The organism is Bradyrhizobium sp. BRP22, assembly GCF_020194175.1.
GTDB lineage: Bacteria > Pseudomonadota > Alphaproteobacteria > Rhizobiales > Xanthobacteraceae > Bradyrhizobium.
This window is the reverse complement of record NZ_JADYVX010000001.1, coordinates 226,079-240,401: the sequence shown is the minus strand read 5'-3', so window position 1 is coordinate 240,401 and position 14,323 is coordinate 226,079. Positions and strand designations below refer to the sequence as shown.

Annotated in this window: 13 protein-coding genes; 5 read left to right on the top strand and 8 right to left on the bottom strand. The window is 64.3% G+C overall.

Going from position 1 to position 14,323, the window contains the following annotated elements:
- Window positions 1-47: 47 nt before the first annotated feature.
- The 4 genes from I6F35_RS01045 to I6F35_RS01030 are packed head-to-tail and all read right to left on the bottom strand — an operon-like array spanning window position 48 to window position 3,628.
- Entirely contained in the window at window positions 48-836 is a 789-nt protein-coding gene (locus tag I6F35_RS01045) for an ABC transporter ATP-binding protein (protein ID WP_225115774.1), read from the bottom strand.
- Window positions 837-840: 4 nt separating this feature from the next.
- On the bottom strand, window positions 841-1,599 hold the full coding sequence (locus tag I6F35_RS01040) for an ABC transporter ATP-binding protein (RefSeq protein ID WP_225115773.1): 759 nt from the start codon (window positions 1,597-1,599) through the stop codon (window positions 841-843).
- A complete protein-coding gene (locus tag I6F35_RS01035; RefSeq protein WP_225115772.1) occupies window positions 1,596-2,747 on the bottom strand; it encodes a branched-chain amino acid ABC transporter permease in 1,152 nt (383 codons plus the stop codon). Before I6F35_RS01035 ends, I6F35_RS01040 begins: the two co-directional genes overlap by 4 nt.
- A gap of 5 nt (window positions 2,748-2,752) precedes the next feature.
- Window positions 2,753-3,628: a branched-chain amino acid ABC transporter permease gene (locus I6F35_RS01030; RefSeq protein WP_225115771.1), complete on the bottom strand. Its 876-nt coding sequence runs from the start codon at window positions 3,626-3,628 to the stop codon at window positions 2,753-2,755.
- A 294-nt stretch (window positions 3,629-3,922) separates the two neighbouring features.
- Between I6F35_RS01030 and I6F35_RS01025 the strand changes: the two genes are divergently transcribed.
- The 3 genes from I6F35_RS01025 (at window position 3,923) to I6F35_RS01015 (ending at window position 7,073) form a co-directional block, all read left to right on the top strand.
- Window positions 3,923-4,675: an ABC transporter ATP-binding protein gene (locus I6F35_RS01025; RefSeq protein WP_225115770.1), complete on the top strand. Its 753-nt coding sequence runs from the start codon at window positions 3,923-3,925 to the stop codon at window positions 4,673-4,675.
- Window positions 4,672-6,195, top strand: coding sequence for a permease (locus I6F35_RS01020; protein WP_225115769.1), 1,524 nt, complete (start codon window positions 4,672-4,674; stop codon window positions 6,193-6,195). The genes I6F35_RS01025 and I6F35_RS01020 overlap by 4 nt, the downstream gene beginning before the upstream one ends.
- A 65-nt stretch (window positions 6,196-6,260) precedes the next feature.
- On the top strand, window positions 6,261-7,073 hold the full coding sequence (locus I6F35_RS01015) for an MBL fold metallo-hydrolase (RefSeq protein WP_225115768.1): 813 nt from the start codon (window positions 6,261-6,263) through the stop codon (window positions 7,071-7,073).
- Window positions 7,074-7,084: 11 nt separating this feature from the next.
- Here I6F35_RS01015 and I6F35_RS01010 read toward each other — a convergent pair whose 3' ends face one another.
- From I6F35_RS01010 to I6F35_RS01000, 3 genes are all read right to left on the bottom strand, one after another.
- A complete protein-coding gene (locus I6F35_RS01010; protein WP_225115767.1) occupies window positions 7,085-8,341 on the bottom strand; it encodes an aminopeptidase in 1,257 nt (418 codons plus the stop codon).
- Window positions 8,342-8,395: 54 nt separating this feature from the next.
- Complete coding sequence (locus tag I6F35_RS01005) at window positions 8,396-9,757, bottom strand: adenylosuccinate lyase family protein (RefSeq protein ID WP_225115766.1); 1,362 nt, start codon at window positions 9,755-9,757, stop codon at window positions 8,396-8,398.
- An 864-nt stretch (window positions 9,758-10,621) separates the two neighbouring features.
- Window positions 10,622-10,762, bottom strand: a complete 141-nt coding sequence (locus I6F35_RS01000; RefSeq protein ID WP_225115765.1) for a hypothetical protein — start codon at window positions 10,760-10,762, stop codon at window positions 10,622-10,624.
- A gap of 856 nt (window positions 10,763-11,618) precedes the next feature.
- On the opposite strand from I6F35_RS01000, the gene I6F35_RS00995 reads away from it, so the two are divergent.
- Window positions 11,619-11,885: a hypothetical protein gene (locus I6F35_RS00995; RefSeq protein ID WP_225115764.1), complete on the top strand. Its 267-nt coding sequence runs from the start codon at window positions 11,619-11,621 to the stop codon at window positions 11,883-11,885.
- Window positions 11,886-11,940: 55 nt separating this feature from the next.
- Entirely contained in the window at window positions 11,941-13,617 is a 1,677-nt protein-coding gene (locus I6F35_RS00990; protein WP_225115763.1) for a methyl-accepting chemotaxis protein, read from the top strand.
- A 3-nt stretch (window positions 13,618-13,620) separates the two neighbouring features.
- Here I6F35_RS00990 and I6F35_RS00985 read toward each other — a convergent pair whose 3' ends face one another.
- Window positions 13,621-14,298, bottom strand: coding sequence for a methyltransferase domain-containing protein (locus I6F35_RS00985; RefSeq protein WP_225115762.1), 678 nt, complete (start codon window positions 14,296-14,298; stop codon window positions 13,621-13,623).
- Window positions 14,299-14,323 lie beyond the last annotated feature (25 nt).

Here is a 14,323-nt window from a genome sequence, read left to right as displayed (position 1 = left end):
GCGCCGATCTTTCCGCGACAGGCCTTCAATCTATCGTCAAGTCCCTCTCAACGCCATGTTTTCTTCTTTTTCCAGCGCCGCTCCCCCCGCGCACCCGCCTCCTTGGCGCCGAGATAGAACTCCTGGATATCCTTTGAATGCATCAGCCGCTCGCAGGTGTCGTTCATCACGATACGGCCGATCTCCAGCACATAGCCGTAATGCGCGGTCTCCAGCGCAACCTTGGCGTTCTGCTCGACCAGGAGGATCGACATGCCCTGCTCTTCATTGACCCGGCGGATGATGGTGAAGATCTCCTTCACCAGGATCGGCGACAGCCCCAGCGACGGCTCGTCCAGCAGCAGCAGCGTCGGCCGGTTCATCAGCGCCCGCCCGATCGCGAGCATCTGCTGCTCGCCGCCGGAGAGCTGGCCGGCCGGCTGGTCGATCCGCTCCTTCAGCCGCGGGAAATAGCCATAGACGCGGTCAAGATCCTCGGCGACGCCGTCGCGGTCGCTGCGCGGATAGGCGCCCATCATCAGGTTCTCGCGCACCGACAGGAACGGAAACACCTCCCGCCCTTCCGGCACATGACTCAGACCGAGCCGCACGATCTTGTCGGCTTCCATGCGCTGGATCGGTTTGCCAAGAAACTCGATCGAGCCCTTTTGCGGATCGAGGATGCCGGAAATCGTCTTCAACACCGTGGTCTTGCCGGCGCCGTTGGCGCCCAGCAGCGTGACGATCCTGCCGCGCGGCACCTCCAGGCTGATGCCGCGGATGGCCATGATCGGCCCGTAATAGCTCTCGATATTGCTGAGCTTCAGGATGGTCTCGGGCATGACCGCGGCAATCATGGCATCAAGCTCCGAGATAGGCCGCGACGACGTCGGGATGCTGCTGCACGTCCGCAGGCGAGCCCATCGCCAGCACTCGGCCGTAGTTCAGCGCGATGACGCGGTCGGAGACGCGGTTCACCAGCGTCATGTCGTGCTCGACCATCAGGACGGTGATGCCGAGCTCGGACCTCATGTCGCGGATCCAGAACGACATGTCGTCGGTTTCTTCCACATTCAGCCCCGACGACGGCTCGTCCAGCAGGATCAGCTTCGGCTCCGAGCACAGCGCGCGGGCCAGCTCGATCACCTTGCGCACGCCGTAAGGAAGGCCGGAGATCAGCTTGTCGCGGTAAGGTTCGAGATCGAGGAACTCGATCACCTGCTCGACGCGGCGGCGATGCACCTTCTCGGTGGCGCGCACACTCGGCAGGAACAATAATTCCTGCCAGAGCTGCGTGGTGGAATGGCGATGGCGGCCGACCAGCAGATTGGAAAGCACGGTCGCATTCTCGAACAGTTCGATGTTCTGAAAGGTGCGGGCAATGCCGAGCTTGGCGATATCGTAGGCCGGCTGCTCGGTGATGTCCTGATCCTCGAAGAAGATCTTTCCCGAGGTCGGCGGATAGATGCGCGAGATCAGGTTGAAGATCGAGCTTTTGCCTGCGCCGTTCGGCCCGATGATCGAGAGGATCTCGCCCTTCTCGACCGCGAAGCTCACCGCATCGACGGCCTTGAGGCCGCCGAAGTGAAGCGAGAGATTTTCGGCGCGGAAATAGCTCATCGATTCCGCTCCGACTTCACATAGATCTTCTGCCGCTTGAAGGTGGCGCGCTTGTAGAGCGGGAATAGCTGGAAGAAGAGCTTGATCTTCAGCCAGCGGCCATAAAGGCCGAGCGGCTCGAACAGCACGAACAGCACGATGATGATGCCGTAGATCGCGCCCTTCAGGCCGTTGGCCGAGGCAAAGGCTGCAACCGCGTCCTGGATACGTGCGGCGCGCTCGGCGCCGGCACCAAGCGTCGCGGCGGCGCCTGCGATCACGCCGGGCATGTCGTCTTTCAGGTAGGTCAGGAATGGATCGATCATGACAAGGAAGATCGCCCCCAGCACCGCACCATGCAGGCTGAACGTGCCGCCGATCAGGATCACGATGATGAACTCGATCGAGAGCTGCAGCGTGAACATTTCCGGGCTGATGAAGGAGAGCTTGTGCGCGAACAGCACGCCGGCGAGGCCGGTGATGGCGGCGCTGATCGCAAACGACTTCACCTTGTAGAGCGAGACGTTGATGCCCATGCTGCGGGCCGCGGTCTCGCTGTCGCGGATCGCGACGAAGGCGCGGCCGGTCGGCGAGCGCAGCAGGTTCAGCGAGCCGACGATGGTCAGCACCAGCACCGCGAGACATAGATAGTAAAAGGTCGGTCCATCCCGCGGCACCGCGGTGCCGAGGAAATAGAGCGTCTTGACCCGCATGCCCTCATTGCCATGGGTCACACTCTCCCAGCGCGCCAGGATTTCCTCGACGATGAAGGCGAACGAGATGGTGGCGATAACGAGATAGATGCCCTGCAGTCGCAGCGCCGGAAATCCGACAAGTGCGCCGACCACGCCGGTCAATACCCCTGCGGCGAGGAAATAGACCGGAAAGGGTACGTTGAACTGCTGCAGATAGGCTGCGGTATAGGCGCCGATCGCGAGAAACGCCGCGTGTCCGAGCGACGCCTGCCCGGTGAATCCGGTGAGGATCAAGAGCCCGACGCCAACGATCGCATAGATGCAGACGAAGACGAGCTGGCTCATCAGATAGCTCGAGAGCACGTGGGGCGCGATCAGGAGCAATGCCAGCAGCAAGCCATAGGAGAAGACATAACCCGAATGCGGGAACAGCTTGATGTCGTCTTCGTAGTCGGTCTTGAACAGGAAGCGCATGCTGCTCAAACCTTCTTGCGCACGTGAAGACCGAACAGGCCTTCGGGCTTCAGCAGCAGCACCGCGAGCAGCACGATGTAGGGTGCGACGTCCTTCCACCCCTGCGGCAGGTAGAAGCCCGCCATGCTCTCGATCACCCCGATCAGCACGCCGCCGACCACAGCGCCAGGGATCGACCCGAAGCCGCCGAGGACGGCGGCCGGGAATGCCTTCAGTCCCAGCACAAGGCCGACATTGGAATGGATGAAGGTGATCGGCGCCAGCAGCACGCCGGCGCAGGTGGCGACCGCCGCCGAGATCGCCCAGACGATCGAGACCACGCGCTTGACCGGGATGCCCATGTAATAGGCGGCCAGCATGTTCTCCGAACTCGCCCGCATCGCGGTGCCGAGCGTGGTGCGGTTGAAGAACAGATAGAGCAGCGCGCACAGGATGATGGTCGCCGCGATCACCGACAGCTTGTCGTAGGCGAGCACCAGGCTGCCGATGCGCAGGACGCCCTGGCTGAACGGCGTCTCGATCTTGAAATCGTCGGTGCCCCAGATGATGCCGGCGACGGAGCGCAGGAAATAGCCGAGGCCGATTGTCGCCATGATGATGGAGAACTGCGGGTAGCCGAGGATCGGCCGCACCACCACCCGCTCCGCCAGCATGCCGAACAGCGCCATCGCCGCCACCGCGCCGGCAAAGCCGAGCCAGTAATTGAGGCCGAGCATGCCGATGAACGTGAAGGCGAAGAAGCCGCCCAGCATCATCAGATCGCCCTGGGCGAAATTGACGACCTCGGTTGCCTTGTAAACAAGCACGAAGCCGAGCGCGATCAGGCCGTAGACGCAGCCAAGCGCAATGCCGCTGACGAGCTGCTGAACAAAGTCCAGCATCACTTTCCCTCCCCGATGCACGGCAATTCTTGTCGATCGCTCGTTGCATCCCGCTTCCGCCCTCCTCTGTTCGGGAGCGCTGGAAGCTGCCTATGTCCGGCGGCGATTTGAGCGCAAAGCGGGAAGCGCTGTCAACAAAGCGCTGCAGCCCTCGCCTGGCATAATGGCGCAGAGATGCCGCAGCCCGTAGTTCTCCGGCATTGCCGGCGATTTGCGGCCTTCGATTCACCGCGCCTAAACGCCTTTCGCCTCATGGTCCGTAACCAGAAATCAACTCCGGACCGTCCCCACATCATGCCATCAGATCCGCCAGCACTCGAAGTGCGAGGGTTAACCAAGCGTTTTGACCGGCCGGCGGTCGACGCGCTCGATCTCACCGTGCGCCCTGGCGAGTTCTACGCGCTGCTCGGGCCAAACGGCGCCGGCAAGACCACGACGCTGCGGATGGTCGCCGGCCTGCTCAAGCCCGACGCCGGCTCGGTATCGATCTTCGGCATCGATGCGCTGTCCGATCCGATCGCCGCCAAGCAGATCATGGCCTGGGTGTCGGATGAACCGATGATCTACGACAAGCTCACTCCCCTTGAATATCTCGAATTCGTCTCCGGCCTCTGGGGCACCGATCCCCGCCTTTCCGAACGGTCAGCCCAGGATCTCCTGGTCTCGCTCGGGCTCGAGCCGCATCTGCGCGAGCGCTGCGAGGGATTTTCCAAGGGCATGCGCCAGAAGGTGGCGCTGGCCGGCGCGCTGGTCCACGATCCCCGCCTGATCATCCTCGACGAACCCCTGACCGGCCTCGACGCGCTCTCCGCCCGCCACGTCAAGGGGCTATTGCAGGAGCGCGTACGGGCGGGATCAACCGTGATCATGACCACGCACATCCTTGAAGTCGCCGAGCGCATGGCCGACCGCATCGGCGTCATCGCCAAGGGCAGGCTCATGGCCGAGGGCACGCTGACGGAACTGCGCCAGCAGAATGGCCGGGGCGACACCAGCCTCGAAGACGTCTTCATCGCCCTCGTCGAGACTGAAGCGGCGGCCGCATGAGTTCGGCCACCGACCTCACCTGGTTCGCCCGGCACGAGATCCGGCTGGCCTGGCGCGAGTGGCTCGCCATGATGACTGGCGGCCGGCGCCGGCCGAAGCGCGCGGTGATCGGCCTGCTCATTTTCGCTGCCATCCTGCATCTGCCGGCCTATGCAGTCGTCGGCCGTTTTGCGGGCCTGACGCTGCCGCTCGACAAGTCGGCGCTGATCGTGATGTCGTCGACGATCTTCCTCGCCTGGGCGCTCATCCTCTCGCAGGCGGTTGAGTCCGTGACGCGGGTGTTTTACGCCCGTGCCGACCTTGATCTGATCATGTCGTCCCCGATCAAGCTGACCAACATCTTCTCGGTCCGCATTGCCGCGATCGCCTTGCAGGTCACCGGCATGGCGCTGTTGTTCTCGACGCCCTTCGTCGACGTGCTCGTGATCGGCGGCGGACCACGCTGGCTTGCCGCCTTCGGCGTCGTCGTCGCGATCGGCCTTTCGGCGGCGGCGGTCGCAACCGCCCTCACGGTGGCGCTGTTCCGCCTGATCGGCCCGCGCCGCACCCGCCTGGTGGCACAAGTGCTGGCCGCGATCATCGGCGCCGGCTTCGTCATCGCGCTGCAGATCGTCGCGATCCTCTCTTACGGCACCCTCTCGCGCTTCGCCGTGCTGACCTCCGATACCGCGGCGGACTTCGTGCCTGACACCGGCAGCATGCTGTGGTGGCCGGCCCGCGCCGTGCTCGGCGACACCGAGGCGCTGCTGCTCCTGCTCGCCTTCAGCCTTGCCCTGCTCGGCGTCGTGATCGCGGTGTTCTCGCCGCGCTTCGCCGACACCATCATCAGCATCTCGGCGAACCCGGCGATGGCCGGCCGAAAGGCCAGGGTGCGGACATTCCAGCGCGGCTCGCGCCAGCAGGCGTTGCGCTGGAAAGAGTTCGTGCTGCTGCGGCGTGATCCCTGGCTCTTGTCGCAAAGCCTGATGCAATTGCTCTACCTCGTGCCGCCGGCGTTGATGCTGTGGCGGAGCTTTTCCGATGGCTCCACAGGCCTGATGCTGATCACGCCTGTGATCGTGATGGCAGCGGGCCAACTCGCCGGCGGCCTCGCCTGGCTGACGATATCGGGCGAGGACGCCGCCGACCTGGTCGCCACGGCGCCGCTTTCGCCGTCCCAGGTGATCCGCGCCAAGATCGAGGTGGTGCTGCTTTCGTTCGCGCTGGTGGTCGCGCCATTCGTCATCGCGCTGGCCTTCGCCTCGGCGCTGCAGGCGGTCGTCACGGCGATCGGCGTGACCATCGCCACGATCTCGGCCGCGGCGATCCAGCTCTGGTTCCGCGTGCAGGCCAGGCGCAGCCAGTTCCGCCGCCGCCAGACCTCCTCGCGCGTCGCCACCTTCGCGGAAGCCTTCTGCTCGATCGGCTGGGCGGCCACATCTGTGCTCGCGCTGGCGATGCCGGTCGCGGCTGTCATGACCACCGCCATGACGCTGGCGGTCCTGGCCATAACCTGGAAGATCAGCCCGCGGCGGGACTGATCTACTGACGGCCGCCGGATTAGACGGTAGAGTGGCAAGGACGTCACCGCTGACGGACCTTGCCCATGTTGCGATCGATCCTCGCCGCCTTTGCCCTGCTCGGCTTCCTCAGCATCGCGGCCCATGGGCAGGATGCCCAGCGCAGCGAATGCCTGGCGATGGCAGGCGCGCCGCCGCGCGCCACGCCGGTCAGCCTGCGGCGCGTCGCCAAGGCCGACGAGGTCGCGATCACCTATGCCGGGCACTCCACCTATTACATCGATACCCCCGGCGGCATCCGGATCGCGACCGACTACAACGGCGTCTACCGCACCGGCCGCCTGCCCGATGTCGTTACCATGAACCGGGCGCACAGCACGCATTACACGCTGTTTCCCGACCCGAAGATTCCGCATGTGCTGCATGGCTGGGGCGAGAACGGACAGCCCGCCCATCACGCCACGCGGATCGGCGACGTCTTCGTCCGCAACGTCACCACCGACATCCGCCGCTACTACGGCGACGATTCCGCGGGCGAGATGATCAAGGACGGCAATTCGATCTTCATCTTCGAGGTCGCCGGCCTCTGCATCGGCCATCTCGGCCATTTGCACCACAAGCTCGACGAGAGCCATTTCGCGGCGATCGGCCGGCTCGACATCGTGATGGTGCCGATCGACGGCACCTACACCATGTCGCTCACCGGCGTCTCCGAAATCACCAAGCGGCTGCGCGCCGCCGTCGTGCTGCCGATGCACCGCTTTGCGACCCCGCTCGACGAGTTCATGCGCCTGATCGGCCAGCAGTTCGAGATCGACCAGCGCAGCGAGCGCAGCTTGCGGATTTCGCGCGACACGCTGCCATCGACACCGACCGTGATCATGCTCGACGGCGTCTGACAGCCTCTCCCTTACGCCCACTCGCCCTTGCGGAAGACGGGCACGCGGCTGCCGTCGGTCCTGACGCCGTCGATATCGGTCTGGTCCGAGCCGATCATCCAGTCGATATGGATCAGGCTCTGGTTGCCGCCTTGCGCCGCGATCTGCTGCGGCGTCAGCTTGTCGCCGCCGATGAAGCATTTCGAGTAGCACTGGCCGAGCGCGATGTGGGAGGCAGCGTTCTCGTCGAACAGCGTGTTGAAGAACAGCAAGCCGCTCCTGGAGATCGGCGAGGAGTGCGGCACCAGCGCGACCTCGCCGAGCCGGCGCGCGCCCTCGTCGGTATCGAGCACCTTCCTCAAGACTTCCTCGCCGCAGGAGGCCTTGGCTTCGATGATCCGCCCTTCCTCGAACTTGACCTGGATGTTGTCGATCAAGGTGCCCTGGTAGGACAGCGGCTTCGAGCTCACGACATGGCCGCTGACGCGGCGGCAATGCGGGGTGGTGAACACCTCCTCGGTGGGGATGTTGGCGTTGCAGGTGATGCCGTTCTTGGCGACCGAGGCGCCGCCTTCCCATTCATGGCCGTCGGCGAGCCCGATCGTGAGATCGGTGCCCGGTCCGGTATAGTGCAGCGCGTGGAAGCGCTGGCCGTTCAGCCATTGTGTCCGTTCGCGCAGCACCGCGTTATGCTTCTCCCAGGCGGCGACCGCACCGTCCTGGTCGACACGGGAAGCCGCAAAGATCGCATCCGCGAGCTTTGCCACCGCGGTCTCCAGCGGATCGTCGGGAAAAACCTGCTTGGCCCATGACGCGCTCGGATAGGCGATGATGTTCCAGTTGACCTCGAAATTGACGATCTTCTCCAGCGCCGGCTGGTAGGCAACCGAATTGGCCTTGCTGGCGCGCGCGACCTTGGTCGGATCCTCGCCCGACAGCAGCATCGGGTTGTCGCCGACCACCGCGAGCCGCGCGGTGTTGGCGGAGAACGCCTCCGCCATGCCGGCATAGAGCCAGTTCGCCGCGCGATCGAAGCTTTGGTTATGGCCATGGCGATAGCGCGCCAGCGTCACCTCCTCATCCGACAGGATCGGCGTGACCAGGCCGGCGCCGGCCTTGTAGGCATGCACCGCCAGCCGGCGCACCAGCGGCAGCGCCGACGACGGCGCGGTCAGCAGCAGGTCCTGTCCCGGCTGCAATCCGAGCCCGACCCTGATGGCGACTTCGGCGAGGCGGTCGAGCTTGTCGGGATCGATTGCGGCGGAAAGGTTGCGTTGCGATGCGGTCATGCTGGGTCCTTGATTAGGTCGCTACCGTAGAGATAGGCCAGCGACGCGGGCTCTTCAACGTTTCACCGAGGACAGCACCCGGTCCACCATTTGGGGGGCAAGACCGAGATAATTTTTCGGTAATGTGAGCCGCTCGATCGTCCCCCGATCGATGCGGTTCGAGACCCGCGGATCAGCCGAGAGCGCGTCCGCCAAAGTCATGCTCTTTTCGTTGGCGACGCGGCAGGCGTCATAGACGACGTCGTGCGCTTCCTGCCGGCCGATCTCCGGCGCGAGCCCCATCATCACGGCCTCCGCGACAATGAGCCCACGGCTGATGTCGAGATTGTCGGCCATTTTCTTCTCATCGACAATCAGTCCGCCAAGCGCGAATTTCGCCTGGTGCAGGCTGCCTGCGGTCAGTACGAAACTCTCGGGGATCGCGATCCATTCGGCATGCCAGGGTCCGGTGGCGCGCTCGAAATCCTGCACCATTGCATCCAGCATGAGCCCTGCATGCTGGCGCACCGCCTTCGCGGCCGCCAGCATCAGCTCCGAGGAGATCGGGTTGCGCTTCTGCGGCATGGTCGAAGACGCGCCGCGACCCTTGACGAATGGCTCGTAGACTTCGGCGAATTCGGTCGAGGCCATGATCATGATGTCGAGCGCGATCTTGCCGAGGGAACCGGTGACGAGCGCCAGGAAGTTCACGGCTTCCGCAAATCCGTCGCGCGCGACATGCCAGGTGGCAACGGGAACGTCGAGGCCGAGTTCCTCGCATAGCGCCTGTTGCACCTCGAAGCCCTTGCCGCCGAGCGAGGCGAGCGTGCCGGCGGCACCGGCGAACTGGCCGACCAGCACCCGCGGCTTGAGCTGCGCCAGCCGTTCGGCGTGGCGGTCGAAGGCGGCAAGCCAGATCGCGGCCTTGTAGCCGAAGGTGACGGGAAGCGCCTGCTGCAGATGGGTGCGGCCCGCCATCGGCGTGTCGCGATAGCGGCGGGAGAGATCGGCCAGGATGCCGCGCAAGGCGGCAATGTCGTCTTCGATGATCTTCAGGCCGTCGCGCAATTGCAGGACCACGGCCGTGTCCATGATGTCCTGCGTGGTCGCGCCCCAATGCACGTAACGGCCGGCTTCGCCGCATTGCCTGGCGAGCTGATGCACCAGCGGCAGGATCGGATAGCCGACGATGTCAGTCTCCTGCCGCAACAGGTCGAAATCGAGCGCCGAGACGTTGGTGCGTGTTGCGATCTCTTCCGCAGCCCGCGCCGGGATGACGCCACAGCGCGCCTCGGCCTTCGCCAGCGCAACCTCGACCTCCGCATAACGCGCGATCAGGCGCAGGTCGGAAAACACCTCGCGCATCGCCGACGTGCCGAAGGCGTCGCGGAACAGAACGGAATCGAGGACGGTGGTCGCAGCGGGAAAGACGGACATGGCGGGCGTTTCGCTTTGTGTTGTGGTTTGGCGAAGGCAGCGTAGCGCAATATTGCCGTGGGGGTTAGGATGTTGGCGCAAGGCTGAAACAACGTAGCTTCGGTGTCAGACCCTCAAGGTGAGGAGCGCGTAGCGCGTCTCGAACCATGGGGCCCGCCGGTGGCCTCGCCCTTCGAGACGACCGCTGTGCGGTCTCCTCAGGGTGAGGAGATAGGTCCGACGACGTCGCTCTATCCCCGTCATTGCGAGAGCGGCGAAGCAATCCCAAATGGCGCGAAGGATGGATGTGAATCCGCGTTCTCGCGGCGCATGGCGTCCGAGGTTTGCGTCTCGTTTCGCCCTCTCCTCATACAGAGGGCGCAGGGAAAGCCGGGTGCCGGTTGCACCCGTGGGCCCCGTGCAACAAAGAGCACGGGGGTAGGACCACAGGTCAACCGAAGCAACTCCGGCTTTCCCTGCGCGATGGTTTACGGCTTACTTCGCGCTCTTCCCGGTGACCGGGCTTTCTTGCCACCGTCGCCCGCAGATTATCTCCGCGAACTTAGCGCCAGCGTCGGGGCGCCAGAACCACACGACTTCGCCGTCCGCTGATAGCTGCGTTCGTCGTTCGCAACATCCGCGTCCACCGCATCCCACCGCAACGTTCGTGACGATCGCGACCCGCCCCTCATTCGCCGTGAGACGCGCGGAGTCATAGTGCTGATTTGCCCGACGACGGAAGCGGAATATTTTTAGTGAGAGGGATGGACAGACTTTTGGCCTGATTTGCCCGTCGGGTTGATTTGTCGCGCCCCCAGCAATCACTTCGTCATTGCGTGGCGCTTTCCTGCGCGGCGAATCGATCCCGTTGGCAGCCGGATCTGATCACGGCACGACGCTGCTGCGGGCAAATTGCTTCGTGACCGGCCGTTCGGCGTGCGGCGAACCCAGCGCCGTCCAGATCGCGGCGGCGATCGCCAGGGCGGTCAGGATGTAGGACGCAGCGTTTGGGCTTCTGCTCTTCATTCATATCATCCGGCGAGAGAGCGCGTGTGCATGCCGACCAGGCTCGAACCGCATCTTCGTTTCCAAGCGTGCTCCGCTGCACGAATACTTTGTCGGTATTAGGACGGCGCCCCAACTTGGCCACTAAAAAGTAATTGATTGGGATCGCGCAACCGTGCATGCCATCACCCACAATGACGGATTGATGACACGGGGACCTTGTGTGACTGCCCAACCTCCAAGACTTCACGAAAGCAGCAAACATCGCAAATCGGCACAGGAAGAGGTAGCCCGTTCGCTGGAGCGCGAACTGGGCCTTCTGACCGAGGAGCGGAAGGAGCGCGCCCGGCTGCTTGGACTGGATCCAACACTAGCCGCGCCGGAGGTCAAGCAGCCCGGCGAGTAGCGAAGGACCCCGATACGTTAGAGCGGGATGACGTTTCTTTGGATCGTCATCCCGCTCTTTTTTTGTTTGAGCATGGATGCTTTCGAGGCTGGAATGGAACCCGGGGCTGCGAGTGCAATTACGATAGCACAACCAAAGGTTTAGAGCGCAGGCAAAGCGGCTCTTCGGTCCACGCCCCGACATCAGCTCCAAACCTGCCACAGGCCGTTGCAATTGCGGTGAAGTACTGCGCGGTGGTCGCGGACGACCGCCGCGTGGATGCGGCTTCAGATTCCTTCGAAACCTTGTCCTGGCGCAAATCGCGCGCGGCCGCGGAACGCTAAGGCTCGACGTACCCACGCCCAACAAGGTTTCCAGGAGATTAATATGCGCAAGAGCATACCTCTTGGGGGGTAGCAGCCATGCTGGCCATGACCGGCCTCCTGGATCGCCGGCCGCATCGCGATCCTGCTCTCGGCATCGATCGGATGGGTGCTGGCTGCCGTGATCGTCACCGCCGCGCTCGCACGCATTTGCGCATCCGTCGAACCGGAGCACACGATGGCGCTGCTGACGGTGGCCGCCGCCGCCTGGGCGATCGCCTTCTCGGCTCGTTGCGTTCTACGGGCCCGCGCTGTGCTCGCCGCAAAAGGCGTGACTTTTGGACACGGATTTGCGCTGTCTGAAGAGGTGATCGACCACATCGGGAAGCAACTGCGTCCGGATCCCGTTAGGTTCAATTTCACCAATTCGCATTAATCCTTTCGGAACCATCGGCGGCCGAAGCCGCCGGAAGCTCCAGAATAGGTGTGCGATGCTCGGCAATCTCAGGATTTCCTCCAAGCTGATGATCATGGTCGGACTTTCGGTGCTCGGCATTGTGGCCGTCGCCTTTGTCGGCCTGCAGGCGCTCAGGAACAACCTGCTCGAGGATCGCAAGGCCAAGCTGCAGGATCTGGTGCTGCTCGCGAAGCAGACGGTGGAGCGGGACTACGAGGCGGCCAAGAAGGCCGGCCTGTCCGACACGCAAGTGCTCGAACGCAGCAAGGCGCTGCTGCGCACGCTGCACTTCGGCAAGGACGACTATTTCTATGCGCTCGGCAAACAAGGCGTGGTCGAGTCGCATCCGAACCCGAAGGTCGAGGGCAAGAACCTGATGGATACGCCCGACTCGGACGGCGTGTTCTTCACCCGCCGGCAGATCGAGCTGGCGCCGCAGGGCGGTTTCGTGCTGTACCGCTTTTCCCGCGCGGCCGGCGGCGAGCCGCTGCCGAAAATCTCCTATGCGACCGAATTCAAGCCCTATGGCTGGGCCGTCGCCGGCGGCATCTATCTCGACGACATCGATGCGATCTTCTGGTCGGAGGCGCGCTGGATCGGCTCGATCCTCGCTGTCGCGCTGCTGCTCGTCGCCGGCATGTGCTTCCTGATCGGCCGCAGCATCGTCGGCCCGATCACCGGCATGACCGCTGCCATGCGCAAAATCGCCGACGGCGCGACCGATACCGTGATCCCCGCACAGGAACGCCGCGACGAGGTCGGCGCGATGGCGCAATCGGTCCAGGTATTCAAGAACAACATGATCGATGCGGCGCGGCTGCGCGGCGAGCAGGACGAATTGAAGAAGCAGGCCGAAGCCGAGCGGATCAGCCTGCTCGGCAAGATGGCCGACGAATTCGAGAACAGCGTCCGCAGCTCGCTCGACGCGCTGGCGGGCGCCGCGGTCGAATTGCGCACCACCTCGAACAGCATGTCGGGCGCGGCTTCCGAAGCGAGCCGCCAGGCGACGACGGTCGCCGCCGTTGCCGAACAGGCGTCCGCCAATGTGCAGACTGTCGCCGCGGCGACGGAAGAATTGTCGTCTTCGGTCTCCGAGATCGGACGCCAGGTCGCGGAATCGACCCGGGTCGCGCAGCAGGCGGTGGAAGAGGCCAACCGCACCAATGTGACGGTGCAGGGCCTCTCGGCAGCGGCGCAGAAGATCGGCGACGTCATCAAGCTCATCAGCGACATCGCGAGCCAGACCAATCTCTTGGCGCTGAACGCCACGATCGAAGCGGCGCGGGCCGGCGAAGCCGGGCGCGGCTTTGCGGTGGTGGCGAGCGAGGTCAAGTCGCTGGCGAGCCAGACCGCGAAGGCGACCGAGGAGATTTCCGCGCAGGTCGCGGCGATGCAGGGCGCGACGACGGAGGCTGTGCAGGCGATCGAAGGCATCGGCGGCACGATCGGCGGCATCAACGAGATCACCACGATGATCGCGGCCGCGGTCGAGCAGCAGGGCTCGGCCACCAGGGAGATCGCCCGCAACGTGCAGGAAGCCGCGCACGGCACCAGCGAAGTCTCCGGCAATATCGGCGGCGTCACCCGCGCCGCGGGCGAGACCGGCACGGCAGCGGGCAAGGTGCTGGCGTCAGCCGAAGAGCTCAACAAGCAGGCCGCGATGCTGCGAAGCAAGGTCGACGGCTTCCTCGCCAATATCCGCGCGGCATAGAATCTAGCTCGGCTCCAGCACCGTTGGCGTGTCGACCAATCGCGGTCGCAGCTCGAGATTGTCAAGCTGCGGCTGATCCTCGATCACTCCGGAACGCCACGCGGACAAGCGGGACGGCGCGCGCCGCACCAGCCGATAGACGGAGGCCGGCGGCAGGTTGTTCATGGTGCGCCCGACCAGCGTGGCCTTCAGCCCGAGCCGATCGAGGATCGGCCGCGGGATCGGCGGCCTCGGTCCGTAGGTGAACTGATAGAACGCGCCGTTCGGACGCACGTAGCGAAACGCGCCGCTCAGGATCGATAGCACCTTGCGCGGCGACATCGTGAGCAACGGCAACCCGCTGACGACAGCCCCGACCGATCCGTCGTCGGCGAGCTTCACCGTGCCGAGCCGTTGCGCGTCCATCCACAGCACGCGCGCGCCCGGAAAGCGCAGTTGCAGGATCTGGACGAACTCAGAACCGTATTCGACGATCGTGAGATCCTGCTGCCGAATTCCCTTCTGCAGGAGCTTGTAGGTGAAGACGCCGGTGCCGGCGCCGAGCTCGATGATGGGGCCGGATGACGGCGTGATTTCCCGCGTGATCAGCTCGGCCAGCGCGTTGCCGGATGGGGCGACCGCGCCGACCCGGCGCGGGTTGAACAGCCAGGAAAGAAAAAACGATGTGGCATCGTGAGACATGAGTCCATGACCTTGCAATGGTGAG

Bases quoted from the DNA above. Each gene is read 5' to 3' on its own strand.
- I6F35_RS01045 (WP_225115774.1), bottom strand. From the start codon at position 836: ATGATTGCCGCGGTCATGCCCGAGACCATCCTGAAGCTCAGCAATATC.
- I6F35_RS01040 (WP_225115773.1), bottom strand. From the start codon at position 1,599: ATGAGCTATTTCCGCGCCGAAAATCTCTCGCTTCACTTCGGCGGCCTC.
- I6F35_RS01035 (WP_225115772.1), bottom strand. From the start codon at position 2,747: ATGCGCTTCCTGTTCAAGACCGACTACGAAGACGACATCAAGCTGTTC.
- I6F35_RS01030 (WP_225115771.1), bottom strand. From the start codon at position 3,628: ATGCTGGACTTTGTTCAGCAGCTCGTCAGCGGCATTGCGCTTGGCTGC.
- I6F35_RS01025 (WP_225115770.1), top strand. From the start codon at position 3,923: ATGCCATCAGATCCGCCAGCACTCGAAGTGCGAGGGTTAACCAAGCGT.
- I6F35_RS01020 (WP_225115769.1), top strand. From the start codon at position 4,672: ATGAGTTCGGCCACCGACCTCACCTGGTTCGCCCGGCACGAGATCCGG.
- I6F35_RS01015 (WP_225115768.1), top strand. From the start codon at position 6,261: ATGTTGCGATCGATCCTCGCCGCCTTTGCCCTGCTCGGCTTCCTCAGC.
- I6F35_RS01010 (WP_225115767.1), bottom strand. From the start codon at position 8,341: ATGACCGCATCGCAACGCAACCTTTCCGCCGCAATCGATCCCGACAAG.
- I6F35_RS01005 (WP_225115766.1), bottom strand. From the start codon at position 9,757: ATGTCCGTCTTTCCCGCTGCGACCACCGTCCTCGATTCCGTTCTGTTC.
- I6F35_RS01000 (WP_225115765.1), bottom strand. From the start codon at position 10,762: ATGAAGAGCAGAAGCCCAAACGCTGCGTCCTACATCCTGACCGCCCTG.
- I6F35_RS00990 (WP_225115763.1), top strand. From the start codon at position 11,941: ATGCTCGGCAATCTCAGGATTTCCTCCAAGCTGATGATCATGGTCGGA.
- I6F35_RS00985 (WP_225115762.1), bottom strand. From the start codon at position 14,298: ATGTCTCACGATGCCACATCGTTTTTTCTTTCCTGGCTGTTCAACCCG.